This window comes from Sorangium sp. So ce362 (assembly GCF_051519845.1).
Taxonomy (GTDB): domain Bacteria; phylum Myxococcota_A; class Polyangia; order Polyangiales; family Polyangiaceae; genus Sorangium.
Window position 1 is genome coordinate 11,913,400 of record NZ_CP150332.1, and the last position, 26,576, is coordinate 11,939,975.

Below are 26,576 nucleotides of genomic sequence, written 5' to 3' on the forward strand. Positions count from 1 at the left end.
AGCGTCCTTTTTCGTAAAGTGAAAGTGAGCGGCTAGAACACGACCTGGAGCTTCATGGGCGCGGTGCCCTTCTTCATCATCTCCAGCCCGCGCTGGAGCTCCTCGACGGGCATCGCCTCGGAGAGGAGCCGCTTCACGTCGACGGCCCCGCGCTCCATCAGCTTGAATGCCCGGTCGTACGTCCTCCTGATCGCGAAGCTGCCGATGATCTCGAGATCGCGCCGGTACAGCTCGAACGGCGAGATCTCGACTTTGTCGTGCGGCCCACACACGCCGAACACGAGGTACCGGCCGCCATTCTTGACGTACTGGAGCGAGTCGCCGAGGACCCGCGCGATGCCGGTCGCGTCGATCACGACGTCGAAGCCGTAGGGCGCGATCTTCTTGAGCTTCGCCGCGAGCGCGTTGTCGGCGAGGACCACCTCGGTCGCGCCGTGCTGGCGCGCCAGATCGAGCTTCGACTCGACGACGTCGACCACGGTGACGGCGGCCGCGCCGTTCGCGCGGCTCGCCTGGAGGTGGAGCTGGCCGATCGGGCCGGCGCCGAGGACCAGGACCTCCGAGCCGATCTCGATGCGCGCGCGATCCTGGCCGAAGACGACGCACGCGAGCGGCTCGCAGAACGCCGCCTCGGCGAACGAGACGCGCTCGAAGCGATAACAGTTCTTCGCGGGCACCCGGACGAGCTCGGCGAAGCCGCCGTCGCGGGTCACGCCCACGGCGTTCCACTTCAGGCAGTGGTTCTGCCGGTTGATCATGCAGAAATGGCACTCCTCGCAGGTCACGGTCGGGTCGACCATCACCCGATCGCCGGGCCGGAGGCCCTCGACCTCGTCGCCCACGGCGGCCACCTCGCCGGCGAGCTCGTGCCCCGGGATCAGCGGGAACGTCGGGAAGAAATCGCCCTCCCAGATGTGCACGTCGGTCCCGCAGATGCCACACGCCTTGGCCCGGACGAGGACGTCGCGCGGGCCGATCTGCGGCGGCGCGACGTCGTTGCGTACGACGATCTTCTTCACGGCTTCGAGCACGGCTGCCTTCATGCGAGACCCTCCTCGGGCCGCCGCGGAGGCAGCGCGCGGCTGCTCGCTGCGAGGCCCTCTCGTGGTCGTCGCATAGGCGCGCCGCGGCCGCGCGTCGAGATCCCTCGAGCGCCGCCCGGCGCGCCGTCGCGCAGGGCGGGCTGACGCGGGATGTCAGGACTTCGCGGACTGCTTGGGCGGGGAGATCGTGCGCCAGAGGAACGCGTAGACGTCCATCAGATCGCGCGGGGCGAGGCTGCGCTCGCGCAGGCGCCGCTCGAGGTCGCGCGCGAGCGACTGCATCCGGGCATAGCCCTCGGCGCTCGGCACGCGATCGTAGGCGAGGTTGAAGCCGAGCACGACGGCCTGCTTCTCGAAGAAGGAGGGCTTCACGAAGACGTGCTCGCCCGGGTAGACGAGCGCGCTCAGGATCGTCGCGAGCGGCCACGTGACGACCTTGGCCGCCGCGAGCACGCCGGCGAACCGGTCGAAGCGCGCGGCGTAGTCGTCCGCGCCATAGAGGAGATCGACGACCGCCTCGGCATAGGCGCGGTGGTGCTCGGCCGGCATCTTGTTGAAGGGGATGAGGTCGCCGAGCGGGTGCAGGAGGCCGGTCGCCGCCTTGTGGACCTTGGTGATCCGCTCCATGAAATCGGTGAGGTTGCCCGCCGCGAGGAGCGCCTCGAGCTCGCCCTTGCTGAGGAGCGCGCGGGCGGTCTCGATGGCGCCCTGCTTGAAGGCCTTGCTCTTCTTCTTCCCGCCCTCGGGCGCGTGGGCCCCGACGGCGCCGCGCTCCTCGGCGACGAAGTGCGGGCCCCCGAACCCGCCCTCGAACTGCGACTCGAAGCTCGTGACCTGCTCGTCGAAGCTCGTGAGCGGCGGCGCGACAACGCGCGCGCGCTGCTTCCTGGCGGCGGACGACGGCCGGTCGCGGAGCCCGCGGATCCTGGCCTCGAGCGCGTTCGCCTCGTCGTCGCCGAGCTGCACCGGCTCGAGCTTCGACCAGAAAGCCTTGGCGATGGAGTGATTGTGGCCGTCTTCGAAATCGTAGAAGCGCTTTTCGTCGCGCTCCTCGACGAGGTATCCGAGTCCCCACTGGGGACACCCCGGGTGCTTGACGATGATCGGGGCTGAAGGTTCCGTTGAACGAGAGGTCGCCATAGGCGGCGCAGCCTACTCTATCTTGGGACGACCGCACCCCGCTCCGGAGCCGCTTCTGGACTCGTGTTCAGGTATGGCGCTCCGGCGGCGCGCAATCGGGCCCATCCGCGCCGGCCCCCGGTCGCGACGCGAGGCGCTAGTTGACGTCGCGCGCCGCCGAGGCGAGCGCGAGCTGCTGGAGCGCGAGCGCCTCGGTCACCCGGCGCACCCGCGCGACGACGTCGAGGGTCTCCAGCACCGCCTGCCGCTCCCGGGCGTCGAGGATCAGGTGGTGGGCGCAGAGGTCCGCGATGAGCGAGGTGGCCGCGTCGCGCGGCAGCCGGAACTCGAAATTGCGGTCCCGCTCGCGGACGAGCGAAGAGAACGAGGCCGCGGTGGAGATGAGCGCGGCGTGATCCTGGGCCGAGACCTCCCCGGGCTCGTCCTCGAGGACGGTCGCAACGGCCGCGCGGTACGGCGGCACGAACGGGCGCTCGGCCAGGCGGACGCGGGCGCGGCCCCGCAGCACGATGTTGTAGCGGCCCCCCGGCAGATCGGCGTGATCGATGATCTCGCCCGCGCCGGCCACCCCCGCGATCGCCGGGTGGCCGTGCGCGTCGACCGCCCGGGGGTCCGTGATGAGGACGACCGAGAGGATGCGGTGCGTCTCGAGCGCGTCGCGCACGAGCGCCCGATAGCGCGGCTCGAAAATGTGGAGCGGCAGGAGGGCGCCGGGAAAGAGCACCGTCTGCGGCAGCGGGAACAGCGGGAGATCGAGCAAGGCCGCGTTGAGGTCGCCCGGTCGCGGAGGCGTCGTTTCCACAAGTCGTAGGCTAGCACGCCAGGGGGGAACGGGTGTGGCGGCCCCACGTACATCGGTCTCGGCGGGCAGGCCGGGCCGCGCGCGGTCGGCGGGGGATCGACGACGCCGGGGCACGCCAGCCGAGCCTGCTCGGCCGAGCCTCGTCAGCCGAACATCTCGAGCGCCGAGCCGGTCACGGCGTCGGGGGCGTCGAGCGCGGCGTACACGATGAGCTGCGCCACGTCGTCGGCGCTCATCTGCGGGGGGAAGCCGCTCCCGGCGAGCATGTCGGTGTCGACCGAGCCGGGGAGCACGGCGATGGACTGGAGCCCCGTCCCGCGCAGCTCCTCGGCCAGGCTCTTCGAGAGGCCGACGAGGCCCCACTTGGAGGCGGCGTACGAGGCGTTGCCCGGGGACGCGAGGGTCGAGGAGATGCTGCCGACGTGGACGAGCCGGCCGCGGCCCTGCGCCAGCATGGCCGGGAGGAAGGCGCGCGCGACGAGGAAGGGGCCGCGCAGGTTGACGGCGATCACCTCGTCCCAGGCGGCGGGCGCGGTCTCGTGGACCCGCGTCCCGCGGCGCACGACGCCCGCGTTGTTCACGACGACGCGGGGCGCGCCGAGCCACGCCACGACCTCGGCGGAGGCGCGCGCCACCTGCTCCTCGGAGGCGACGTCGCAGGGGACCGGCAGCGCGGCGACGTCGAGCCGGCGGACCTGGTCGGTGACCGCGTCGAGGCGCGGGCTCGGGCGGCCGAGCAGCGCGACGGACAGGCCGCGGCGCGCGAACGCGAGCGCCGTCGCGCGGCCGATGCCGCGGCTCGGCCCCGTGACGACCGCGACGCCGCTCACGCCCGCCCCCCGGAGAGCGCGGCGGCGAAGGCGAGATCGCGCTCCGGGCCGGGATCGGCGAACGCGCCGGCGACCGCGACGGTCTCGATGAGGGCGCCGGCCTTGCGCTCGCCGCGGGCGATGAGGCAGGTGTGGGTCAGCGTGAGCTTGCACAGCGCGCCGCGCGCGCCGAGCTCGGCGACGAGCAGCTCGACGAGCTGCCCGCCGATGCGCTCCTGCAGGGTCAGCCGTCGCGCGAGCGCGTCGAGCACGTGCGCGATCGTGCCGATGCCGGCGACCCGCGCGCCCGGCAGGTAGGCGACGATCCCGGTGCCGTGCCCCGGCAGCAGGTGGTGCGGGCACATCGTGGTCACCGAGAGATCGCGCGCGACGACGAGGCCGCGCTCGAAGGGGCCCGTCTCCATGGCGCCCTCGCGGAGCACCGCGGCCACGTCGATGGCCTCGCCCTCGATCAGATCGTCGGCCCATGCGTCGGCGACGCGCTCGCCCGTGCCCGCGAGCTCCCCCTCGACGTCGCGCCCGAGGGCGCGGAGGAACTCCTCGATCGCCCGGGCTGCTCTCTGCCGATCGATCACCGGGGCCCCATCAGTTGAGCAGCTGCCGGCGCGTGGCGGCGGTGATCGGCCTGCGCCCGGCGTAGCCGGCCTCGAGCCCGTGGTAGTGGTCGACCGCCGGCTCACCGTAGCGCCAGCAGAGCCAGACGAGGGCGTCGCCGAGGCGGCCATAGAAGTCGCAGAGCCCGATCCGCTGGTCCTTCACGACGACCCCGAGCTCCTCGACCTCCTGCCACCCGGACTCGTACGCCGCGATCTTCTCCGAGAGCGCGCGCTCGCGCGCCCGCGCCTGCTCGCTGCCGCTGCGCGCCAGCTCGATGAGCTGGTCGGGCGTGACCGCCGGGCTCTGCACGGCGTGCACGAGCTCCTGCCAGCTGCGCTCGATATCGCTCGCCAGGGCGAGCTGCCGGCGGATCAGCGACGAGAGCTCCGGGACGAGCGCGTTCGCCTCTTCGATCGTCCAGATGCGGGGAGTGTTCACGGGACCTCACCTGAAAGGCGGCGCGACAACCCAGTCATGCAGGGCCGGTAAGCGGAGGAGAGTGCGGTGTCAAGGGCTTGTCCGGAAGGATGCGCCGCGCGGGCACGGTCGACGTGCCGCGGCCGCGGCCGCGGCCGCGGCCGGGCCCGCCGACGCGCGACAACGTCGCCTGCGCTGACCACGCGCCGCGGGCCCGCCCTCGCGCCGCGGAGGTCACGAAGAACGACAGCCAGGGTGGCCGCGTTCACCTCCGCCGTGTCCGCCCCTTCCCCTTCACCCGGCAATGTGTTGCAACCGGCGTTCCTCAAGCGATACGCTCGCGCAGCGATCCTGTAAGATTGCGAGGCCGCCGCATGCGACTCCGGACGATGTCGGGCATCAAGCTGTCGAATCTGCTCCTCTGCGGCTGGAGCGGGCTCGTGCTCATTTACCTGTATCTCCCGATCCTGCTCCTCGTCGTCTACTCGTTCAACGACTCGAGGATGAGCGTGGTGTGGGAGGGGTTCACCTTCAAGTGGTATGGGCAGCTCTTTGACGAGCTCGTCGCGCACCTCGGGGACGAGCGCCGGTCGCCGCTCATCGAGTCGCTGAGCAACAGCGTGATCATCGCCGCGATCACCACCGCGTTCTCGGTCGTCCTCGGCACGGCGGGCGCCTTCCTGCTCTACCGGTACAGGTTCCCCGCGCTCCGGTCGATCACCGCGCTGATCTTCATTCCCATGATCATCCCGGAGATCATCATGGGGATCAGCCTGCTCATCTTCTTCAAGACGGTGGAGCTCGAGCTCGGCTTCACGACGGTCATCATCTCGCACGTCACCTTCTGTTTCCCGTTCGTGCTCATCGCCGTCCAGGCGCGGCTCGCGGGGCTCGACCCGTCCCTCGAGGAGGCCGCCCTGGACCTCGGGGCGACGCCGCTCGAGGCGTTCTTCCTCATCATGGTGCCTTACCTTCTGCCCGCGATCATCTCCGGTGCGCTGATGTCGTTCACGCTGTCGATGGACGAGCTCATCGTCACGTATTTCACGCGCGGGCCCAAGTCCGAGACCTTGCCGATCAAGGTGTTCGGCATGGCGAAGGTCGGTTTGAACCCGATGCTGAACACGATCTCGACCGTGTTCATCGTCGCGACCGCGATGCTCGTCGTGGTCGCCGAGTCGCTGAAGGGCACCGCGAGGCGGCTCCCCGACGAGAGCTGAAGGGGACCGACGCGCGGCGCGAGCGCCTGCGCCGGCGCAGGCAAGACAAGGAACAGGCCAATGAAACGCATCTCAGCGCTCCTCATCCTGATGTTCGTCCCCCTCGTGGCCCTGCTCGGCTGCGGGAAGAAGGAGGGCCCGGCGCCCCAGGCGACCGGCTCGGGCAGCGCGCCCGAGCCGAAGGCCGGCGGCGAGCTCAACCTCTTCGGGTGGTCCGAGTACATCCCGCAGGAGATCCTGGACGGCTTCACGAAGGAGACGGGGATCAAGGTCAACTACGAGACCTACGCCTCGAACGAGGAGATGCTGTCGAAGCTCCTCGCGGGGAGCACCCGGTACGACCTCATCCAGCCTTCGGAGTACGCGATCGAGGCGCTCGTCAAGCAGAAGAAGCTGAAGCCGCTCGATCAGGCGCGCATCCCGAACCTGAAGAACATCGCGCCCGCGTTCAGGAACCAGCCGCACGATCCGGAGCTCAAGTACACGGTCCCGTGGATGGGCACGACGGTCGGCATCGTCGTCAACACCGAGAAGGTGAAGGAGCCCGTGAAGGGCTTCAAGGACGTGTTCCAGCCGAAGTACAAGGGGCGCATCGTGGCCCTGAACGACGCCCGCGAGATCGTGTCCTGGGTGATGGTGACGATGGGGATGAACGCCAACGATGTGACGCCGGAGAACCTCGCGAAGGTCAAGCCGACCCTGGCGGAGTGGATCAAGCTCGTGAAGGTGTTCGACTCCGACAGCCCGAAGACGGCGCTGCTCAACGGCGACGTCGACATCGGCGTCATCTGGAGCGGGGAGGCGGCTTTGCTCTACCAGGAGGACAGGAACAAGTTCCAGTTCATCCTGCCGACCGAGGGGACGCACAAGGCGATCGACAGCCTGGCGATCCCCGAGAACGCCGAGAACAAGATCGGCGCGGAGATGTTCATGAACTACATCCTCCGTCCGGAGGTCAGCAAGCTCATCTCGGACAAGTTCCCCTACACGAACCCGAACGCGGAGGCGCGCAAGCTGCTCACGCCCGAGCAGCTCGCCAACCCGGCGAGCTACCCGCCCCTCGCGGGGATGGAGACCTTCCACGACATCGGGAAGGCGGCGGCGGACGTGGACAAGCTGGTGACGGACCTCAAGGCATCGCAGTGAGCGGCGGGGCGTCATGAACACGGCCACCGGGCAGGTCATCGAGCTCCAGGGCCCGCGGCGCAGGCCGGGGGTCCGCGGGTGGCTGCTGCTCGCCCCGCTGTTGCTCTGGCTGTTCGCCTTCGTCGTGGCGCCCACCGCGATCATGCTCGTCTACAGCTTCTGCGAGCGGGACGAGCTCGGGCAGGTGGTCTTCGAGCTCTCGCTGTCGAGCTACGCGCGGGTCTTCGACGCGACCTACCTCAAGATCCTCGTGAGCTCGATGAAGTATGCCGCCATCACGACGGTGATCTGCCTCGTGGCGGGCTATCCGGTGGCGTACTTCATCGGGCGGTCCCGGGAGGGCGTCCGGAACAGGCTGCTCATGCTGGTGATGGTGCCGTTCTGGACCAGCTTCCTCATCCGGACGTATGCGTGGATGTCGATCCTCAAGTCGGAGGGGCTCCTCAACGGGCTCTTGCTCTACCTGCAGATCATCTCGGCGCCGCTCGACATCATGTACACGCCGACGGCGGTGGTCATCGGGCTCGTCTATTCTTATTTGCCGTTCATGATCCTGCCGATTTACGGGAGCGTCGAGAAGCTCGACAACGCGCTCATCGAGGCGGCGTTCGATCTGGGCGCAGGGCCCGTGTCCGCCTTCTCGCACGTCATCGTCCCGCTCACGCGCCCGGGGATCCTCGCGGGCGTCCTGCTCGTGTTCATCCCGGCGCTCGGGATGTTCGCGATCACGGATCTCATGGGCGGGTCGCGCGTGCCGATGGTCGGCAATGTCATCCAGAACCAGTTCGGGCAGGCGCGCGACTGGCCGTTCGGCGCCGCGCTCGGGATGGCGCTGCTGCTCCTGTTTTCGCTGTTTTTCCTGCTCGGCCTGCGCAAGGAGCAGGAAGCGTGATGAGCACGGTGATGATTTCGTTGCGGGTCTTCGGTGAACCTCGTTCGGTCTCCGGCGCCGCCGAGTCGTCCTCCTTGTTCCTCGAGGTGAATCGATGGACGTGATGGTCGAGCTCCGCGCGGTCACCAAGCGATTCGGCAGCTTCCACGCCGTGAGCGAGGTCGAGCTCCAGATCGAGGCGGGCGAGTTCATCACCCTCCTCGGCCCCTCGGGGTGCGGGAAGACGACGCTGCTCCGGATGATCTCGGGCTTCGAGACGCCGACGAGCGGCGCCGTCCTGCTCGACGGGAAGGACGTCACGCACGAGCCGCCCTACCGGCGGGACGTCAACCAGGTGTTCCAGAGCTACGCGCTGTTTCCTCACATGACCGTGCAGGAGAACATCAGCTTCGGCTTGCGGATGAAGAAGGTCCCGAAGCAAGAGCTGGCCGAGCGGGTCCGCGCCGCGGTCGCGATGGTGTCGCTCGGGGGCATGGAGCAGCGCAGGCCGTCGCAGCTCTCCGGCGGGCAGCGGCAGCGGGTCGCGCTCGCGCGGGCCATCGTCTGCCGCCCGAAGGTGCTGCTCCTCGACGAGCCCCTCTCCGCGCTCGACGCGAAGCTCCGGCACGCCATGCAGGTGGAGCTCAAGGAGCTCCAGAAGAAGCTCGGGATCACGTTCGTGTTCGTGACCCACGACCAGGAAGAGGCGCTCACCATGAGCGACCGCATCGCCGTGATCAACAAGGGCCGGATCGAGCAGCTCGGCGACGCGTCGCAGATCTACCACCGCCCGAAGACCACGTTCGTCGCGAGCTTCATCGGCCAGGCCAACATCCTCCGGACGACCGTCCTCTCGCGGAGCGGCGAGCGCGCGCGGGTCCGGCTCGACGGAAACATCGAGCTCCTCGTCAACGCCGAGCACCTCGCGGGCGGGGCCGAGAGCGCGCTCATCTCCATCCGACCGGAGAAGATCGCGCTCCGCAAGGAGCGGCACGGCGTCCTGGAGAACTGCTTCGAGGCGCACGTCGAGGACGAGCTGTTCAAGGGCGCCACCGACCAGCTGCGGCTCCGGACCGACTCCGGGCTCGCGCTCACGGCGGTGGTGGCCAACGAGAGCTCCGTCCAGGCCGCGCTGCACGCCGGCGACAGGGTGTTCTGCCACCTCCACCCCGACGACATCGTCATCGTCCACGAGGAGTGACCCGCCGCGGGGCGCCGGTGTGGCGCCGGGGCGCCGTGAACTGCGGTTCTCATCCGGACGCGACAGCGTGGAAGTCGGGCTCGAATGCCGCGTACGATGAAAGGCATGGGGCTTGCCAATCGGCCTCGCATGCCCCGACGGTCGCTTGCGCTTGTGGTTCCTGCGGTCCTCTTCTCGTTCCCCGGCGACGTCCTCGCCGCGGGGGCGTGGCTGCCCGGCGCCGGACAGGCGTCCGTCGAGCAGCGCGTCGCCGTCGCGGCGGGGCCGGAGCGCACGACGCTCTGGACGAGCCTGCGGTTCGACGGGGCGCGCGGGCCCGTGGCGGTCGTCGTGCCGGTGCCGCCGCTCGCGGCGCTCGACGTGAGCTCGGACGCGTGGTTCGAGGCCCTCGAGGCGGCGACCGCGCCGCGCGTGCTCCCGCCCGAGGGCGTCGCCCCGCGCTGCCCCGGGGAGGAGGGCGCGCCGGGCCCGTTCCACACGGTCGGGCAGCTCGCGCACGAGGCGACGCTCGAGCCGCTCGAGGTGACGGTGCTCGAGGACGCTGTCGCGGTCGCGCGCTGGGCGGAGTCGGCGGGGCTCGCGCTCTCCTCCGAGACGGCCGCGCAGCTCGGCGAGCTGCAGGGGATGCGCTTCGCGGCGGCCCGGTTCGATGCGCCCGGCGGGCCGGCGATCACGCGGACGCTGCGCATCGCCATGGGCGGCGGCGAGCCGCGCCTGCCGCTGTCGCTGGCCAGGGCGGGCGAGGGCGACGTGCGCGTGACCGCGTGGCTCCTCGGCGACGGCCGGGGCGCGCTGACGGGCGCGGCCCCGGTGACGCTCCCGCCGGCCTCGCTGAGCTGGGACGCGGGCGCGCAGCGCAGCGATTACGAGGCGCTGCGCGCCGTGGCCCTCGGCCAGGCGGGGCTCCACGGGGCGCTCGTCGAGGGCGCGGGCCACGAGGCGCTGAGCCGCCGAATCGCCATCGGCAGCGACAGCGTGGACAGCGTGATCGCGGCCTATTTCGCGCGCGTGAGCGCGTACGGCGACGCCGGCGACGGCCCGGGAGCGTGCGCCGCGGTGGCCGCGGCCGCGCTGGAGTCGAGCCTCGCGGTCGCCGCGAGCTGCCCGCGCGCCGCGCTCGGCGTGGTCGACGGGTCGCTCGACTGCGCGGAGTCGCCCCGGCGGGACGAGACGGATCCCGATCTCCTGCGCTGCGGCCCGGTCGCCGACGATCTCGCGGTCGGGCTCTCCGGGCTCGCGCCGTCGTCGGTGTGGCTCACCCGCGTCTCGCTCCGGCTCGCTGCCGGGCAGGCCGGCGCCGACTGGCCGCTGACGTTCGGGGCCGGTGCGTCCGTCTCGCCGATCGTGAGGGCCGGCGCCGTCCGCCTGGATGCGTGCTCCAGCGAGACCGGCGCGGGCGGCGCGGGCGGCGCGGGCGGCGCGGGCGGCTCGTCGGGCGTGGGCGGACCCGGGGGCCTGGGCGGCGGGCCGAGCACCGGCGAATCGAGCACGACCGGCGGCTCGTCGGGTGTGGGTATCGTCGACGACCACTACGACGACGAGCCGGTCGCCGACATGGGCTGCGGCTGCGCCGGCACCGCCGATACGGTCGTCGTGGACGACTACGAGCCGCAGGGCGAGGACGACTATTACGACGAGGAGTACGAGGACGACGGCTGCAGCGGCGACACGAGCGAGCCTGCGCCCGAGGACGAGTACTACGCGGAGGACGACGGCTGCAGCGGCGACACGAGCGAGTCCGAGGACGAGTATTACGCGGAGGACGACGGCTGCAGCGGCGACACGAGCGAGTCCGAGGACGAGTATTACGCGGAGGACGACGGCTGCAGCGGGGGCTCCGACGACTCCGCCGAGTCGGAGGACTGCTCGATCGCGGGCGAGCGGCAGCCGAGCGCCCGGAAGAAGCGGGGGCCGAAGCTGTCGGTCATGGCGCTCGGGGTGTTCGCGCTGATCGCGCCGCTCCGGCGGGCGAGCCGGCCGCGGCGGAGCAACCGGCGGTAAGCCGGCGGTAAGGATCGGGCGGGCCGGCGCCGCGGCGGGGGCTCGTGGCGCCGCGGCGGGAGCGGGCGGTGCCGGAGGAGGGCTTCCCGTGGCATACTCCCGCGGGAGGCCATGACGTGAACGCACCCGCCCGCAAGCTCTCCTTCCCCTACGCCGAGTACCTCGAGCAGGAGCAGGCGAGCCCTACAAAGCACGAGTTTCTCGGCGGCGAGATCTTCGACATGGCCGGCGGCACGCCGGAGCACGCGCGGCTCGCGGCCCGGGTGACGGTGACGCTCGGCGCGCAGCTCCACCGGCGCCCCTGCGAGGTGTTCTCGTCCGACCTCCGCGTGCGCGTGCTCGCGACGGGCCTCGCGACCTACCCGGACGTGAGCGTCGTCTGCGGCCAGCTTGTGCGCGATCCGGAGGACAAGGACGCGGTGGTCAACCCGCTTGTGCTCGTCGAGGTGCTGTCGGACTCCTCGGAGGCGTACGACCGGGGAGAGAAGTTCGCGCACTACCGCCGCATCCCTTCGCTGAAGGAGTACGTGCTCGTCTCGCAGGCGCACCGGAGGATCGAGGTCTTCCGGCGCAACGAGGACGACTCGTGGACGCTCTACGAGGCCGGGCCGGGCGAGCGGGCGAGGCTCGCGTCGATCGATGGCGCGCTCGACGTCGACGAGGTCTACCGCGGCGCGCTCGAGACCTCCGCTGCGGGCTGAGGGGCCGTCGGTCCACGGAGCCCTGACCACGGAGCCCTGATGCGCGACGTCCGGATGCGAGGATTTCGCGAGCAGACGACGGTCGAGCGAGCTCTCGATGTGCTGGAGCAGCGCGTCCGGCGCCTCGGCGACGAGCCGGTGCCGATCGCCCGGTCGGCGGGGCGGGTCGCGGCCGAGCGCGTGCTGGCCCGGGTGAGCGTGCCGCACTTCGCCCGCGCGGCCATGGACGGCTACGCGCTCGCCGGCGAGGCGACCTCCGGCGCGACCGCCGGCGCGCCGGTCGAGCTCGCGCTCGTGGGCGCGTCGTTCCCCGGGCGCCCTCACGCGGGGGCGATCCGCCGGGGCGAGGCGGTGCGGATCACGACCGGCGCGCCGGTGCCCGAGGGGGCCGACGCGGTGCTGATGGCGGAGCACGCGGAGGAGGCGGCGGGCCGGGACGGGGTGGCGGTCGTGCGGATGCGCGCGCCCGTGCCGGCCGGCAAGCACGTCGCGTCGATCGGCGAGGACGTGCTGGAGTGCGCGGAGGTCGTGCCGGCCGGACGCCGGCTGCGCCCGCAGGACGTCGGCGTGCTGGCCTCGACCGGGGTCGCCGAGGTGCGCGTCGTGCGGAGGCCGTCGGTGCGGATCCTGATCACGGGCGACGAGCTCCTGCCGCCGGGGAGCGTGCCGAGCGGCGCGTGCATCGTCGACACGAACAGCCTGGTGCTCACGGCGCTCGCGCGCCGCGACGGCGTCGAGGACGTGGCCGTCATTTACGTCCCCGACCGGCGCGAGGCCGTCCGGAGCGCCCTCGAGGCGGCCGGCGGGGATGTGGTGCTGGTCTCGGGCGGGTCGTCGGTCGGCTCGGAGGACCACGCCCCGCTCGTGCTCGCGGAGCTGGGCGAGGTGGTGGTCCACGGCGTCGCGATGCGCCCGGCGAAGCCCGCCGGGTTCGGCTTTCTGGCGGGCGAGCGCCCGGTGTTCCTGCTGCCGGGAAACCCGGTGTCGTGCCTCTGCGCCTACGAGTTCTTCGCCGGGCCCTCGATCCGCGCCCTGGGCGGCCTGTCGCGCGCGTGGCCGCACCGGCGGAAGCGGTGCGTGGTGGCGGGCGAGATCGCCTCGCTGCCGGGGCGCGTCGATTACGTGAGGGTGCGTGTCGAGGGGGACCGGGTGTTTCCGTTGGCGACGAGCGGCGCGTCCATCCTGTCGTCGACGACGCGCGCGGACGGCGTTGTCATCGTGCGAGCCGAGGATGTGGCGGTTGGAGAGGGCGCCGAGGTCGAGGTGCTGCTCTACGACGCGTGAGGCGAGGCGGCGGGGGTCGGTCGAGGCCGGAGCCTTGTACACGGTGAGGTGCCGGCCGGCGAACAACGTGCCACTCAGAATCAGGATCTTCATGGGCCGTCCGTGTGCACCGCGAACGCAGGCTGGCAAGCCGAAGCGTCGCTGACCGGCTCAGCCGGCGCCGGCGGCGCTTGGTGCCGCCGCTGAACGGCAGTACCCTCGGGCAAGACACATGACCCTCCGCCTTCCCTTCTCCGTTCTGCTTATCCTCGCATCGGCCGGCTGCCTTGCGAGCTGCAGCGACGGCGAGCACGACACGACCCCCGAAGGCTCCACCTCGGGCGGGGGCGCCGGCGGAGGCGGCGCGAACGCCGGCGCCGCGACGGGAGCGACGATCCCCGCAGCCACCGGCGCGGGCGGCGACACGGCCGCGAGCGGCACGACCACGAGCGCAACGACCTCCGGCGGCGGCGGCGCGGAAGCCGTCGCGCCCGGGATCGTCAAGCTCGCCGAGGGAAAGCTCGCGGAGTCGGGGCTCACCGTGGTGTCTTATGGTGGTTACCTCAACGGCGAATCCTTCCAGCAGGACGCGATCGTGTCGTTCGGCGGCTACCAGTACACGGCCTTCTGGAACACGAACCGCAACGTCGTCCTCGCGCGCCGGCAGCTGCCGGCCAGCCCGGGAGGGGGCGCCGGGGCGTGGCAGAAGTTCGACTTCAAGGACCACCGGCTCAGCGCCGACGACGCCCACAACACGATCTCTCTCGGGATCGCGCCAGGTGACGGCACGCTTCACCTCGCCTTCGATCACCACGGCAGCACGCTGCACTACCGCCGCTCGGTCGCCGGGCTGCTGACCGACCCGGAGGGCACGGCCTGGGCCGCCGCGAGCTTCAGCGCCGTCTCGAGCGCGCTGGTCGGATCGACCACCGTGCGTCTCGTGACGTACCCGCGGTTCGTCACCGAGCCCGGCGGCAACAAGCTCCTCCTGAGCGCGCGGATCGGCGAGAGCGGGAGCGGCGACGAGCACCTGTGGGAGTACGACACGACGACGCACGCCTGGAGCGCGCTCGGCGAGTACATCGAGGGGACGGACGCCAGCATCAACGCCTACCTGCACGGCCTCGCGTATACGCGCGGCGGCTCGCGCCTGCACGCCGCCTGGTGCTGGCGCGACACGCCCGACGCGACAACGAACCACGGCCTCCTGTACGTCTACAGCGATGATCACGGGCGCACCTGGCAGAACAACGCGGGTGACAAGGTCGCGACCACCGGCGCCTCCTTCGTCACCCGGAGCACGGCGGGCCTCTCCGTGTGGGCCATCGGCCAGAACCGAGGGCTCATCAACCAGGAGCACATGGCGGTCGACGCGAGCGGCCGGGTCCACGTGCTGCTCTCGCACCTCCCCGACGCCGAGGCCGACAGCGCGAACTTCACGAATGCCCGGGCGCGCAGCGAGTTCTTCCACTACGTCCGGGAACCCGAGGGGACCTGGGCGCGACACGGCCTCGGCCTGCGCGTCATCGAGAACTTCCGGGGCAAGCTCGCGATCTCCTCCACCGAGAACGTCTACGCGATCCTCCCGGATCTGCGCATCGCCGGCGCCTCGCCGAGCGACGGTTATGCGACCTGGACGCTCCTCGACGCCTCCGACTCGGGCCGCTTCTTCTCCGATCCCCTGATCGACACAGCCCGGCTCGAGACCTCGGACGAGCTCACCGTGTACTATCCGGAGCGGGGCTCCGTGAACATCTGGGGCCTGGAGTACGCCCTCCGGTGAGCCGCGCGAGGAACGCTCCTCCGCCCTGAGCGCGCGCCTGCCCGGGCCGGACTCCCGCCGGCGCGCCGCGATCCACCCGTGAGCGGGCACGCTCGGTGCTCGTCCTGACACGCAGTGTTGCCGGTGGCGAGGGCGTGCACTGCCGCGACCGCCGCGGCGGCAAGGGACACGCGCGCTGCGAGCCCCGGCGCGCTCCCGCCAGGAGGAGCGTTACCAATGAGCCCCGACGCGTTCGTCAAGCGCGGATTCATATTCATCTTGGGAGGAATGGTCGCGGTCTCCGCGTATTATCAGGCCTCCGGGGTATCTCACCTCATCGCCCACCAGATCGCGCGGGACGGCGCCCCTCCCGCTGCCCGGGCGACAGCGCTCGTCGAGGAGCCGCCCTCCGAGGACCGCTCGCCGAGCGCGGCGCCGATCCTGGAGCGCAATCCGTTCGACTCGATCACAGGGCCGCTCGTGCCCCGGCCGAGCGATGCGCTCGCCGGTCAGGCGGATCTCTCCAGTCTCGATCCCTACCTCGCGCCTCCGTGCGACACAGGCCGCGTCGTGCTGATCGCGGTGTCCGAGGATCCGGAATGGTCGTTCGCGGCCGTCGAGGCGGAAGGCGGACGCACGGCGCTCGGGCGGCGCGGCGGGCAGATCGCCGGCAGGAAGGTCGAGCACATCGCCTGGGACCGGGTGTGGATGACGTCGGGGGGCGCGCGCTGCCAGATGCAGCTCGGCAAGAAGGGCGGCAATGACGGCAAGAAGGCGCCCGAGTCGCAGCCCAGGGCGCCGGAGCCGCCCCGCGAGCGCCCGTCCCGCGCGTCCGGCAGGAGCGACGTCCCGCCCGAGATCGCCTCGCGCATGAAGCGCGTGAGCGAGACGGAGTTCGACATCGATCGATCGGCCGCCGCGAAGATCTTCGAGAATCCCGAGATCGTGACGAACACATCGGCGGCGATCCCGGAGATGCGGGACAACCAGGTGGTCGGGCTGAAGATGATGGTCAAGCCCGGCTCGTTGCTCGAGTCGTTCGGGCTGCAGACCGGCGATCTCGTGAAGTCGATCAACAGCATCGACCTGACCGACCCGCAGAAGGCCATGATGGCCTACACGCGCATGCAGTCCGACAAGAGCCTGTCCGTCGTCGTCGAGCGCAACGGCCGTCCGGTGAGGCTCAAGGTCAACATCCGCTGACGCGAGGTGGCGGCCAGGTCCCCGGCGACAGCGTCGCGGTCGTGCCGACCGCGATGGCGCGATCGCGCCGTCGCCGCGGGAGGCTAGGCGCGTCGGGGCAAGCCTGCTCTACTCGGCGCCACGAGACGCGCCGTGCCGGCAACATCCTTTTCATCGAGACGACCGCTCGCGACGCCATCACCGCTCATCGCAGCCGCGCTGCTCCTCGGCGGTTGCGGCGCGGAGCCGGAGGACACCTCGGCCGCGGCGCTGCGCCTGCGCTTTCCGGCGCACGCGGACGCGGTGCTGTCGGCGCGCGAGGCGTTCGCCCCGGCGGCGGGCGGGTTCCGGCTGGCGGCGACCGAGCCGGGCGGGGCGTGGGTGCGGGCTGCGCGGCCGGAGGTGGAGCTGCCCCGTGACGGGAGCGGCGTGATCCGGTTCCGCCTCGCGGGCGGCGGCGAGATCCGGGTGAGGGAGCTCGGCGCTGCGGGCGAGGGCGTGATGGCGGAGCGCGCGGTGAGCTACCGGCGCGCGGGCGGGACGTCGTTCTGGACGGCGACCGAGGGGGGCGTGGAGGAGTGGCTGCTGCTCGACGAGGGCGTCGCGCAGGGCGGCGCGGTGGTGGCCGCGTGGGAGGTGGAGGGCGCGGCGCTGCGGCCGCGGGGTGAGGCGGTGGAGCTCCTGGACGAGGAGAGCGGGGCGCCGGTGCTGCGCGTGACGGCGCCGCGCGCCCATGCGGCCTCGGGGCGGGCTGTCGCGCCGGCGCTCCGGGTGCGCGGCGCGCGCGTCGAGCTGTCGGTCGACATGGGCGACGCGGGCGGCGAGGCGGCGCTCGTGGATCCCGCCTGGGAGCCGGCCGGCAGGATGAACGTTGCACCCAGGGATAGGCACAGCGCGACGCTGTTGCTGCCGAGCGGCAAGGTCCTGGTGGCGGGCGGTTCTACCGCCGCCGTGGAGCTGTACGACCCGACAGATGACACGTGGAGCCTCGTTGCTCCCCTGCGCGCAGGGCGCCGCTATCACACCGCGACGCGGTTGCAGAACGGCGAGGTCCTCGTGGTCGGGGGTGAAGCCGAGGCCCCCAGGGTTGGGTCCGAGGGCGCCCGGTGGGCGACCGTGGACACCGTGGAGCGCTACGACCCAGAGACCGACACCTGGACGCTCGGCGCATCCATGGCCAAGGCTCGGCGCTTGCACACCGCGACGCTGCTGCCGAACGGCAAGGTCCTCGTGGCGGGCGGCATACACAGCGACCGTACTCTCCCCTCCAGCGCGGAGCTGTACGACCCCGCGACCGACACCTGGACGCCCGTGGCACCGATGAACGTCGCTCGCGCGTTCCACGCCGCGACGCTCTTGCGGCCGAGCGGCAAGGTCCTCGTGGTGGGAGGAGGGCGCCTGCGCGGCGCTCCTCAGGGCAGCGCGGAGCTGTACGACCCGGAGGCCGACACATGGACGCTCACGGGCTCGACGAAGGCCATAGACGATGTTCCCGTGATCCTGGCGCAGCTGCCGAGCGGCGAGGTCCTGGCCGTGGGCCGCCCGGGCGCGGAGCGGTACGATCCGACCGCTGGCACGTGGTTCCCGGCGAGCCCGATGGTCGTGCGCGACAACGTGTTCAGCGCGACGCCGTTGCTCAACGGCAAGGTCCTTGTGGCGGGTGAGTCGTACGACGTGGACAGCCCGTCAGCCAGGATCGCGGAGCTGTACGACCCGGAGGCCGACACCTGGACCGTCGCGGGATCCACGAGCGCCTGGTACTCGGAGCACTCCGCGACACGGTTGCTGAACGGCGACGTGCTGCTGGTCGGCTCTTCAGCTTATCCCGAGCGGTACTCGATCATCGGCGGCGAGTGCGCGTCGGACGCCGATTGCGGGCGCGCCGCCTGCGTCGACGGTGTCTGTTGCGAATCGCGGTGCTCCGAGCCCTGCCACTCGTGCGCCATGCCCTCGTCTCTCGGCCGCTGTGTCCTTCAGCCGAGGGGCCGGGATGCTCGCGGTGAATGTGCGCTCCAGGGCTGTGATGGATCGTGCGACGGGCTCGGCGCCTGCTCCGCCGTGCCCAAGGACGGCGTGTGCGCCCCGGCGCAGTGCAGCGACGACACGCACAGCATGACGCAGGTCCTCTGCCCCGCCGATGGGGCCAGCTGCGCGGTCCCGAGCAGCGAGGCCAGGGAGATCGTGGCTTGCGCGCCCTACCATTGCGATCCGGCCAGCGGCACCTGTAAGGTCACGTGCAGCTCGCTGCAGGACTGCGTGCCAGGCCATGCATGCGACTTCTCCGGCCATTGCGTGCGCCCTCCACCCGCCGCGAATCCGGGTTGCAGCGTCGCGCCAGCCGTCGCGGCGGCGGGCGCCTCGTGGGGCGGCCTCGGCGCCGTGGTCCTCGCGCTCCTCGCCGTCGCGCAGCGGAGAGCCTCGGTTTTCTGGGGGGAATCCAAGCGACGGCCGGGGGACTCCTGATGTCCCGGTGCGGTTTTCTCAGGCGCGTCCTGCCGCGCTCCGCCCTGCTGCTCTGGGTTGCCGCATGCCTCTCCGGCTGCAGCGCCGAGCCGGAGCCGCCTGCGTCCGCCGACAGCCTGCGCCGCCAGTTCCCGGGCCAGTCTGCCGCCGTGCTCGAGGCGCGCGAGGCGTTCGCCGGCGACGGCGAGGGGTTTCATCTGGGCTCGGCAGAGGTGAGCGGGAGGCCCTCGCGGCCTCATGTGGTGCTGCCGCGCGAGGGCAGCGAGCCCATCCGGTTCCGCACGCCGGCGGGGGTCGAGGTGCAGGTGCGAGAGCTCGGCGCCGCGGGGGAGGGGACACCGGTGGGGCAGGCCGTGGCCTACCGGCGGAGCGGGGGGACGTCGTTCTGGTCCGCGACCGAGCACGGGGTGGAGGAGTGGCTGCTGCTCGACGAAGGCATCGCGCGCGGCGAGGTGGTGGCGGCGTGGGAGGTGGAGGGCGTGACGCTGCGCGCGCGCGGCGAGGCGGTGGAGCTCGTCGAGGCGGGGAGGGGGGCTGCCGTGCTGCGCGTCTCGGCGCCGCGGGCCTATGCGTCCTCGGGGCGGCCTGTCGCCATGGCGCTCAGGGCGCGGGGCTCGCGTATCGAGCTCTCGGTGGACGCGGGCGGCGAGGCGGTGCTGGTCGACCCAGCGTGGGTGCTGACCTCTGGCGCGATGAACGCTGCGCGGCGCGGTCATACCGCGACGCTGTTGCCGAGCGGCCTCGTCCTCGTGGCGGGCGGCTGGGACGTGCGCCTCGCAGAAGAGGCGTTCCTCACGCTCGACAGCGCGGAGCTGTACGACCCGGCGGCCGACTCCTGGAGCTTCACGGGGAGCATGAACCACGCGCGTGGCGGGCACACGGCGACGCTGCTCTCGAGCGGCAAGGTCCTCGTGGCGGGCGGCGAGCGGCCTGACTTCCACGATAGAATCAGTCTCGAGAGCGCGGAGGTGTACGACCCGGAGACCGGCGCATGGACCGTCGTGACGCCGATGCATCAGCTGCGCGGTGGGCACACGGCGACGCTGCTCCCGAGCGGCGAGGTCCTCGTGGTGGGCGGCAGCGGCGATCCAGAGGCGGACGTGGAGCTGTACGACCCCGAGGCCGACACATGGACCGTCCCGGCTCTGATGGACGTCATGCGCATTTGGCACACGGCGACGCTGCTTTCGAGCGGCGAGGTCCTCGTGGCAGGCGGAACTCTCGCTTCCGACACGCTCTCCAGCGCGGAGCTGTACGACCCCGAGGCCGACACATGGACGCCCACGGCTCCGATGAATCGAGCGCGCGCTGGGCACACGATGACGTTGCTGCCGAACGGCGAGGTCCTGGTGGCGGGCGGCGACTATGATGCTCACACCCCGTCCGCGAGCGCGGAGCGATACGATCCGGAGGCTGACCGCTGGACGTTCACGCGCTCGATGACCCGCGAGCGGCATGGCCACACCGCAACGCTGCTACCAGACGGCCTGGTCCTCCTGGTGGCCGGAGACGGCGAGCGCACGTTGCATGGCAGCGCGGAGCGGTACGATCCGGCGGTCGACACCTGGTCCGTCACGACCTCGATGACCTACGCGCGCAGCGGGCACACCGCGACGCGCTTGTCGAGCGGCGAGGTGCTGGTGGCAGGGGGAGAAAACGCCGACGGCACGCTCGCGGAGGCCGAGCGGTTCGCCGTGGCCCCGGGGGAGGCATGTACCGCCGCGTCCGCTTGCTTCTCCACCGACTTCTGCGTCGATGGGATCTGCTGCGACGCGCCCTGTCCCTGCGGCACCTGCAGCGCCCAGGGTGCGGAGGGGCGCTGCGGCGAGGCAGGCAGCCCGGCGAAGGCCGGCTCGATCTGCGCGCCGTCCAGGTGCGACGGCGACCTCCTCACCGTCGAGCCGGCGCGGTGCACGCTGGCGTCCTCCGCCTGTCCAGCGCAGGTGAGTGTGGCCTGCATCGCCTATCGATGCGACCCGCAGATCGGCGCCTGCCGGCAGAGCTGCGCCTCGCTCGACGACTGCTTGCCGGGCTTCGTCTGCAACCTGCGAGGCCACTGCGTCTCGCCCCCACCCGCGCCGGGCGCCGCGGCCGGCTGCAGCGCCGGGCCGGGCAGGGCCGCCTCCGCCGCGGCGTGCGCCGCCGGTGCGTTGCTCCTCGCGCTCGGCGCCGCGCGCCGGCGGCGTCGCCGCGCCGCCGGCGCGTTCTTCACCCTCTTCGCACTCGCCGCCGCCTTCGGCGCGGAGGCCGCCGCGCTCGCCCAGCCCGCCGCGGCTCCGGCCCCCCCTGCGCCGTCTCTGGCGGCGCCGCCCGCGGCCGCGCCTCCCGCGGCGCCGCCCGCGGCCGCGCCTCCCGCGGCGCCGCCCGCGGCCGCGTCGCCTCCGGACGTCGCCGAGCCTCCACCCGCCGAAGATCCCGTCGCCGAGGCGCGCGCCCACTTCGAGCGCGGCCTCGATCTCTATCGCCAAGGCGCCTGGGAGGCAGCGCTCGCCGAGTTCCTCGCGTCGCGGCAGCACTATCCGACCTGGAGCGCCACCTCGAGCGCGGCGCTGTGCCTCCAGCAGCTCCGCCGCTACGACGAGGCGCTCGCGCTCTTCGAGATCCTGCTCCGCGACTTCTCGCAGCGGCTGCCGGCGGACACCAGGAACGCCGCGCAGCAGGCCGTCGTGCGGCTGCGCGGGCTGGTCGGCACCGTCGACGTCGCGGACGCCGAGATCGGCGCCTCGATCCTGGTCGACGGCCAGCACCGCGGCGACTACCCGCTGCCCGCCCCGCTGCGCATCGGCGCGGGCAGCCACGTGGTCCGCGTCTACAAGGAGGGCTTCGAGCCGTTCGAGACCCGCGTCGACGTCGCCGGAGGGCAGGTGGTCCGCATCCTGTCGCGCCTCCAGAAGCTCGTGGAGTCGGGGCGCCTGCGCGTCACGGAGCAGAGGGGCGAGGCGCTCGACGTGCTCGTCGACGGCTACACCGTCGGCAAGACGCCGTGGGAGGGGCCGCTCTCGCCCGGCCGGCACACGGTGGAGCTGCGCGGCGCGGGGGATCTCGGGACCATGCCCGCCTCCGTGCTCATCGGGCTGAAGCAGACGACGCCCCTCGCCCTGCGCGCCGAGGAGCTGAGCGCGACGCTCCGGATCGAGCCCACGCCGGTGTGCGCGAGCGTCGCCGTCGACGGCGTGCCGCTCGGCAGCGGCATCTGGGAGGGGCGCCTGAGCCCCGGCCGGCACCGGGTCGAGGTCTCCGCGGGCGGCTTCGTCATCGCGCGGCGCCAGGCGATCCTCGCCCGCGACGCGCGCGTGGTCGTCTCCGTCGCGCTCGAACGCGTCGCGCTCGGGCGCCCGCCGGGGCGGCTCCTCGTCGAGCTCGACGCGGGCCCGGCGTTCCTGCCGACATTCGGCGGCGGCGCCGCGGGCCAGTGCCGGGGGTCCTGCTCGCTGGGGATCGGCGCAGGCGGCCTCGGCGCGGTCCACGCGGGCTACGAGCTCCGGTCCGGCTTCGGCTTCGGCGTGACGACCGGCTACCTCCAGGTGCAACAGACCGTGACCGCCCGGCGCACGTCGCTGGAGATCCAGGATCGCCTGCCGGAGAGCTCCGGCGAAGCCGACGATGCCCTCGCGCTCCGCGGCTTTCTGGCGGGCGGCTGGGCCGGCCTGTCGCTCGGCGACCGCCACCGCTTCTCGGCGCGGCTCGGCGCCGGTGCCCTGCTCGGCACGGTGAGCGACGAGCGCAGCGGCACGTTCACTTCCAGCAGCAGCGTGGAATTCCACCTCGATCCGACGGTGGCGCGGGCCCCCGCGAGGTTCTTCGTGATGTCGCCGGAGGTGCGCGGCGGCCTGCGCCTCGGCGATCACCTCGAGGTGACGGCCGGCCTCGCGGCGGCGGTCCTGGTCCGGCTGAACGAGCCCGTGTGGACCAACCCCCCGGAGGGCGTCTACGGCAGGATCGACGCCGAGCGCGGGTTCTTCGCCAGGTTCGAGGAGGAGCCGCTCGCCGGCGAGGTGATGGTCGCGATCGCGCCCAAGATCGGCGTGCGTTACACGTTCTGACGCGGTGCGCGCGGTCGGCCGGCACCCGGTCGGACCCCGGCGCGTGAGAACGCAAGAATCCAACGGTCGAGCACGGATGCCCCGGATCCGCGGGTCGATGTAGCATCGGGATTGAGACGCCGACTACATCTTCTAGAGTAAACCTTTCTTGTGGACGGCACGACCCTGAACGGCAGGTACACCCTGGTCCGGCTCCTCGGCCGAGGCGGGATGGGGGCTGTCTACGAGGCTGACGACGCGGAGCAGGGGCGCCGCGTCGCCGTGAAGATCATGAACACGGAGATCGTCCGCAGCCGCTCTGCGCTGGAGCGGTTCGAGCGCGAGGCGAGGGCCGCGAGCGCCATCCAGACCGAGCACATCGTCCGCGTGCTCGATACGGGCGTGGATGCGGAGACGGGCTCGCCGTTCCTCGTGATGGAGCTGCTCCGCGGCGAGGACCTCGCGCAGCTCCTCTCGCGCCTCGGCCCGCTGCCCCCGCGGCTCGCGCTCCGGATCGTGGCGCAGGCCTGCGTCGGCCTGCAGAAGGCGCACGACGCCGGCGTCGTGCACCGCGACATCAAGCCCGCCAACCTGTTCCTCGCGCGGCGCGAGGAGGGCGCCGGGCTCATCGTGAAGCTGCTCGACTTCGGCATCGCCAAGATCAAGCCGGCCCACGAGCCGCGCCGGGATACGACGGGGCTCACCCGGTCCGGGAGCATGATCGGGACGCCCCGCTACATGTCCCCGGAGCAGGCGCGGGGCATCAAGGACATCGATCACCGGACCGATCTCTGGGCGCTCGGGATCGTGCTCTATCACGCGCTCGCGGGGCGCACGCCGACCGAGGACATCGAGGCCTTCGGCGATCTCATCGCCACCCTGGTCGCCGAGCTGCCGGCGCCGGTCCAGGCGTTCGCGCCGTGGATCGCCCCCGAGATCGCCGCGATCGTCGACGGCGCGCTCCAGTACCAGCCCGTCGCCCGGTATCCGTGCGCCTCGGTGATGCTCGACGCGATCAGGCCGCTCCTCGGGGACGACCCGCTCTCGCTCGACGAGGGCATGCTGGTCCCGCTCTCGCCGTCGGAGCGCCAGACGGTCGCGTCCAGGTTCGAGCTCCGGGCGGGCCCGCGCGTGCACCGGCGGGGCAGCCCTGCGGTCGCGGCGCCGAGGAGCCCCGCGGGCCGCTGGAGAGACCCGTCGATCGACTACGCGACGGCGCCCGCGCTCGAGACGGGCGAGGCGCCGGGGGGGAGGCAGGGGGCGCCTGCGCCGCGGCGTCCCTGGATCAAGGCGCACGTGGCGGTCGCCGCGCTGCTCGTGGCGGGCCTCGGCTGGGTCGTGACGCACCGTGAGGGCGCCCCGGCGAGCGCGGCCATGACCGGCATGCACCTCGTCTCCCGCGAGCTCTCGACGGCGCTCTCCGCCCTCCCGCGCGCGGCGCCCTCGGCGGCCCCGCACGCGCCCGTCCAGCACCGGGTCGAGCTGGCGATCGTCCCCGCGGACGCCTCGGTGGAGGTCGACGGGGTGCCCGCGCCCCCGAAGGACGGCGCGATCGAGCTCACGGGCGCGCTCGGGAGCCTCCACAAGGTGCGTGTCTTCAAGGGCCGATCCGAGATCGAACGCGACGTTTCCATCACCGAGGCGGGCTCGCTCCCCCCGAAGCTGGAGCTGCCGCTTCCCCGGACGCGCGCTCCGGCGAGGAGACCCCGGCCTGCGGCGACGGTGAGATCGGCCCCTGCCGGCGCACCCGCCGGCGCGCCGAGCGCCGCACCCGCCGTCACGATCGCGCATGACCCGCTCATGCCCCCGCGCTTCATCGAGTAGCAGGCGACCCCGCGCCCTCGTCCGCCCGAGCGGTGCGGCGGGCCTGTGCGCGATCTCTGCCGAACATCGTTCTTCCGGCGCTGTCTACGCGGATATCCTCGGCGGCATCGCGGCGGCGCCGTCCCGGGAGCGGAGCGACAGAACGGAAGCGGCGCTGGCCCGTCTGACCGAGCACCCGCTCGGTCCGCGGGGAGGGAGAAGATCATGGGCGAACTCGGAATGGCGTGGGCGAAGCGCGCGCTCCTCGGCGGCGGGCTGCTGCTGGGGCTCTGGGCGGGAGGGATCGCGTGCAGCCCCAGGGGGTCGTCCGATGCACCGGCGCCCTCCGGGCCGTCTCCGGCAACGGCGTCGCTGGAGACCTCGGAGGCGCAGCGCGGCGAGCCGGCCGCGAGGGACAGGCTCGAGGCGGCGCGGGCGCCCGCCGCGCCCGGGGACGTCATGAGGCTCCGGAAGGGGGTCGCTGGCACCGGCGGCCCACCGCCGCCCACCGCCGCCCCCACCGCCGCGGCGGGAGGGAGCGAGGGCGCGGCCCGCGAGGCTGCCCTCGACCCGAACGGCCGCTTCGCCACCACGTACCGCCCCGGCGGCGGACACCTCGCGGCGTTCGAGTCGGCCGTCGCGCGCGGCATCATCCCGGCCGGCGAGCGCGAGCTCGTGAGCGACGTCGGCGCCCGGTACGCGCCCGCGATCGACGTCCCGAAGGGCGTGACGCTCGCCCTGCGCACCGACCTCGAGCGCGCGAAGGTCCCGCCGGGCGGCGGCCCGGTGCACGTGCGCGTCGCGCTCCGCTCCACGGCGCAGGCGCCCGCGGCGCGGCCGCACCTGTCGGTGCACCTCGTGCTCGACGTGAGCGGATCCATGACGGGCGAGCCGATGGCGCGTGCGCGCGACGCGGCGCAGGCGCTCGTCGACAAGCTCGACGCGAACGACGACTTCTCGCTGGTCACCTTCTCGAGCGACGCCGCGGTGAAGATCCCTGACGGGCCCGTCGGGGCCCGGCGCGCGGCCATCAAGGCCACGATCGCCGGCATCACCGAGGGCGGCGGCACCAACATCGGCCGCGGCCTGGAGCTCGGCTACGCGCAGGCCGCCCGGCCGGGCATCCCCGACGGCGCCGTGAAGGTCGTGCTGCTGCTCTCCGACGGGCGCGCGAACGCCGGGATCACGAGCTCGGAGCGGCTGTCCAGGCTCGCGCTCGACGCCTTCCAGGGCGGCATCCAGACGAGCACCTTCGGGCTCGGCGCCGACTACGACGGCGCGCTCATGAGCGGCATCGCGAGCGACGGGGCCGGCGGGTACTACTACCTGCGCGACCCGGATCAGATCGCCCCGGCGCTCGCGACCGAGCTCGACAAGCGGCTCGATCCGGTCGCGACCGCGGTCGAGCTCCGGGTGCGGCTGAAGCCGGACGTGAAGCTGCTCCAGGTCTACGGGTCGCGCCGGCTGAGCGAGGCCGAGGCGGCGCGCGTGCGGGCGATCGAGGTGGCCGCGGACGCGCAGGCGCAGACGCGGGATCGCATCGCGAAGGACCGCGAGGACGACGCCGAGGGCGGGATGCGGTTCTTCATCCCGGCGTTCTCGCGCGACGACGGCCACGCGCTGCTCCTCGAGCTCGGCCTGCCCGCCGGCGTGGATGCGCGGACCCTCGCGTCGATCGAGCTCAAGTACAAGGATCGGGTCACGAAGAAGAACGTCGTCGACGAGGCGCCGCTCCGGGTCGCGTATGCGACCGGCGACGCCGACAGCGCCGCGAGCGTCGATCCGTCGGTCGCCCGGACGATCCAGGGCTTCGCCGCCGGCGAGACCCTGTCCGAGGCTGCCCGGCAGATCGCGCTCGGCGATCGCACCCGCGCCGCCGCGCTGCTCTCCGAGCGGGAGGGCATCCTGCGCGCCGCGGCCGGCGCGCTCGGCGAGCCGCTGTTCCTGAAGGACGCGGACCGCCTCGCCCGCCTCCGCAGCCACACGGGCGCCGCGGGCGGCCTGGGGGAGCCGCTTGTGCTCGCGATGCTCCTCGAGACCGCCTCGCGGGCGCACCTCCGCTGAGGGCTGGGCGCATGGCCACGATGCCTCGAGCGCGGCGAGCCACCGGCA

Annotated in this window: 19 protein-coding genes; 13 read left to right on the top strand and 6 right to left on the bottom strand. The window is 72.4% G+C overall.

The features are described from left to right. Positions 1-32 precede the first annotated feature (32 nt). The 6 genes from WMF17_RS45670 to WMF17_RS45695 all read right to left on the bottom strand — a co-directional run bounded on the left by WMF17_RS45670 (position 33) and on the right by WMF17_RS45695 (position 4,850). Positions 33-1,043, bottom strand: a complete 1,011-nt coding sequence (locus tag WMF17_RS45670; RefSeq protein ID WP_437599832.1) for a zinc-dependent alcohol dehydrogenase family protein — start codon at positions 1,041-1,043, stop codon at positions 33-35. 153 nt (positions 1,044-1,196) lie between these two features. After that, positions 1,197-2,183: a hypothetical protein gene (locus tag WMF17_RS45675; protein ID WP_437599833.1), complete on the bottom strand. Its 987-nt coding sequence runs from the start codon at positions 2,181-2,183 to the stop codon at positions 1,197-1,199. 136 nt (positions 2,184-2,319) lie between these two features. Continuing rightward, positions 2,320-2,985, bottom strand: a complete 666-nt coding sequence (locus WMF17_RS45680; protein ID WP_437599834.1) for an LON peptidase substrate-binding domain-containing protein — start codon at positions 2,983-2,985, stop codon at positions 2,320-2,322. A 143-nt stretch (positions 2,986-3,128) separates the two neighbouring features. Next, complete coding sequence (locus WMF17_RS45685; RefSeq protein WP_437647203.1) at positions 3,129-3,815, bottom strand: SDR family NAD(P)-dependent oxidoreductase; 687 nt, start codon at positions 3,813-3,815, stop codon at positions 3,129-3,131. Next, complete coding sequence (gene folE / locus WMF17_RS45690; protein ID WP_437647205.1) at positions 3,812-4,390, bottom strand: GTP cyclohydrolase I; 579 nt, start codon at positions 4,388-4,390, stop codon at positions 3,812-3,814. The genes WMF17_RS45685 and folE overlap by 4 nt, the downstream gene beginning before the upstream one ends. A 10-nt stretch (positions 4,391-4,400) precedes the next feature. Continuing rightward, on the bottom strand, positions 4,401-4,850 hold the full coding sequence (locus WMF17_RS45695; protein WP_437599838.1) for a DUF2203 domain-containing protein: 450 nt from the start codon (positions 4,848-4,850) through the stop codon (positions 4,401-4,403). 353 nt (positions 4,851-5,203) lie between these two features. Here WMF17_RS45695 and WMF17_RS45700 point away from each other — a divergent pair, with 353 nt between their 5' ends. From WMF17_RS45700 to WMF17_RS45760, 13 genes are all read left to right on the top strand, one after another. After that, positions 5,204-6,049: an ABC transporter permease gene (locus WMF17_RS45700; RefSeq protein ID WP_437599839.1), complete on the top strand. Its 846-nt coding sequence runs from the start codon at positions 5,204-5,206 to the stop codon at positions 6,047-6,049. Between the two features lie 60 nt (positions 6,050-6,109). Continuing rightward, entirely contained in the window at positions 6,110-7,195 is a 1,086-nt protein-coding gene (locus WMF17_RS45705; protein ID WP_437599840.1) for a polyamine ABC transporter substrate-binding protein, read from the top strand. Between the two features lie 13 nt (positions 7,196-7,208). After that, entirely contained in the window at positions 7,209-8,087 is an 879-nt protein-coding gene (locus tag WMF17_RS45710) for an ABC transporter permease (protein WP_437647207.1), read from the top strand. A 94-nt stretch (positions 8,088-8,181) separates the two neighbouring features. Next, positions 8,182-9,267 carry an ABC transporter ATP-binding protein gene (locus WMF17_RS45715; RefSeq protein ID WP_437647209.1) on the top strand — a complete coding sequence of 362 codons (1,086 nt, stop codon included), beginning with the start codon at positions 8,182-8,184 and terminating at the stop codon, positions 9,265-9,267. A 129-nt stretch (positions 9,268-9,396) separates the two neighbouring features. Next, entirely contained in the window at positions 9,397-11,268 is a 1,872-nt protein-coding gene (locus tag WMF17_RS45720) for a DUF2330 domain-containing protein (RefSeq protein WP_437647211.1), read from the top strand. 116 nt (positions 11,269-11,384) lie between these two features. Further along, positions 11,385-11,969: a Uma2 family endonuclease gene (locus tag WMF17_RS45725; RefSeq protein ID WP_437599845.1), complete on the top strand. Its 585-nt coding sequence runs from the start codon at positions 11,385-11,387 to the stop codon at positions 11,967-11,969. A gap of 54 nt (positions 11,970-12,023) precedes the next feature. Then, positions 12,024-13,253, top strand: a complete 1,230-nt coding sequence (locus tag WMF17_RS45730) for a molybdopterin molybdotransferase MoeA (RefSeq protein ID WP_437599846.1) — start codon at positions 12,024-12,026, stop codon at positions 13,251-13,253. Between the two features lie 211 nt (positions 13,254-13,464). Further along, positions 13,465-15,015 (top strand): BNR repeat-containing protein, encoded by a 1,551-nt coding sequence (locus WMF17_RS45735; protein ID WP_437599847.1) that lies wholly within the window; start codon positions 13,465-13,467, stop codon positions 15,013-15,015. A 216-nt stretch (positions 15,016-15,231) separates the two neighbouring features. Further along, a complete protein-coding gene (gene gspC, locus WMF17_RS45740) occupies positions 15,232-16,197 on the top strand; it encodes a type II secretion system protein GspC (RefSeq protein ID WP_437647213.1) in 966 nt (321 codons plus the stop codon). A gap of 132 nt (positions 16,198-16,329) precedes the next feature. After that, positions 16,330-18,639: a Kelch repeat-containing protein gene (locus WMF17_RS45745; RefSeq protein ID WP_437647215.1), complete on the top strand. Its 2,310-nt coding sequence runs from the start codon at positions 16,330-16,332 to the stop codon at positions 18,637-18,639. After that, on the top strand, positions 18,639-22,682 hold the full coding sequence (locus WMF17_RS45750) for a kelch repeat-containing protein (RefSeq protein ID WP_437647217.1): 4,044 nt from the start codon (positions 18,639-18,641) through the stop codon (positions 22,680-22,682). The genes WMF17_RS45745 and WMF17_RS45750 overlap by 1 nt, the downstream gene beginning before the upstream one ends. A 150-nt stretch (positions 22,683-22,832) precedes the next feature. Continuing rightward, a complete protein-coding gene (locus WMF17_RS45755) occupies positions 22,833-24,485 on the top strand; it encodes a protein kinase domain-containing protein (protein ID WP_437647219.1) in 1,653 nt (550 codons plus the stop codon). Positions 24,486-24,689: 204 nt separating this feature from the next. Next, positions 24,690-26,528: a vWA domain-containing protein gene (locus WMF17_RS45760; protein ID WP_437647221.1), complete on the top strand. Its 1,839-nt coding sequence runs from the start codon at positions 24,690-24,692 to the stop codon at positions 26,526-26,528. Positions 26,529-26,576 lie beyond the last annotated feature (48 nt).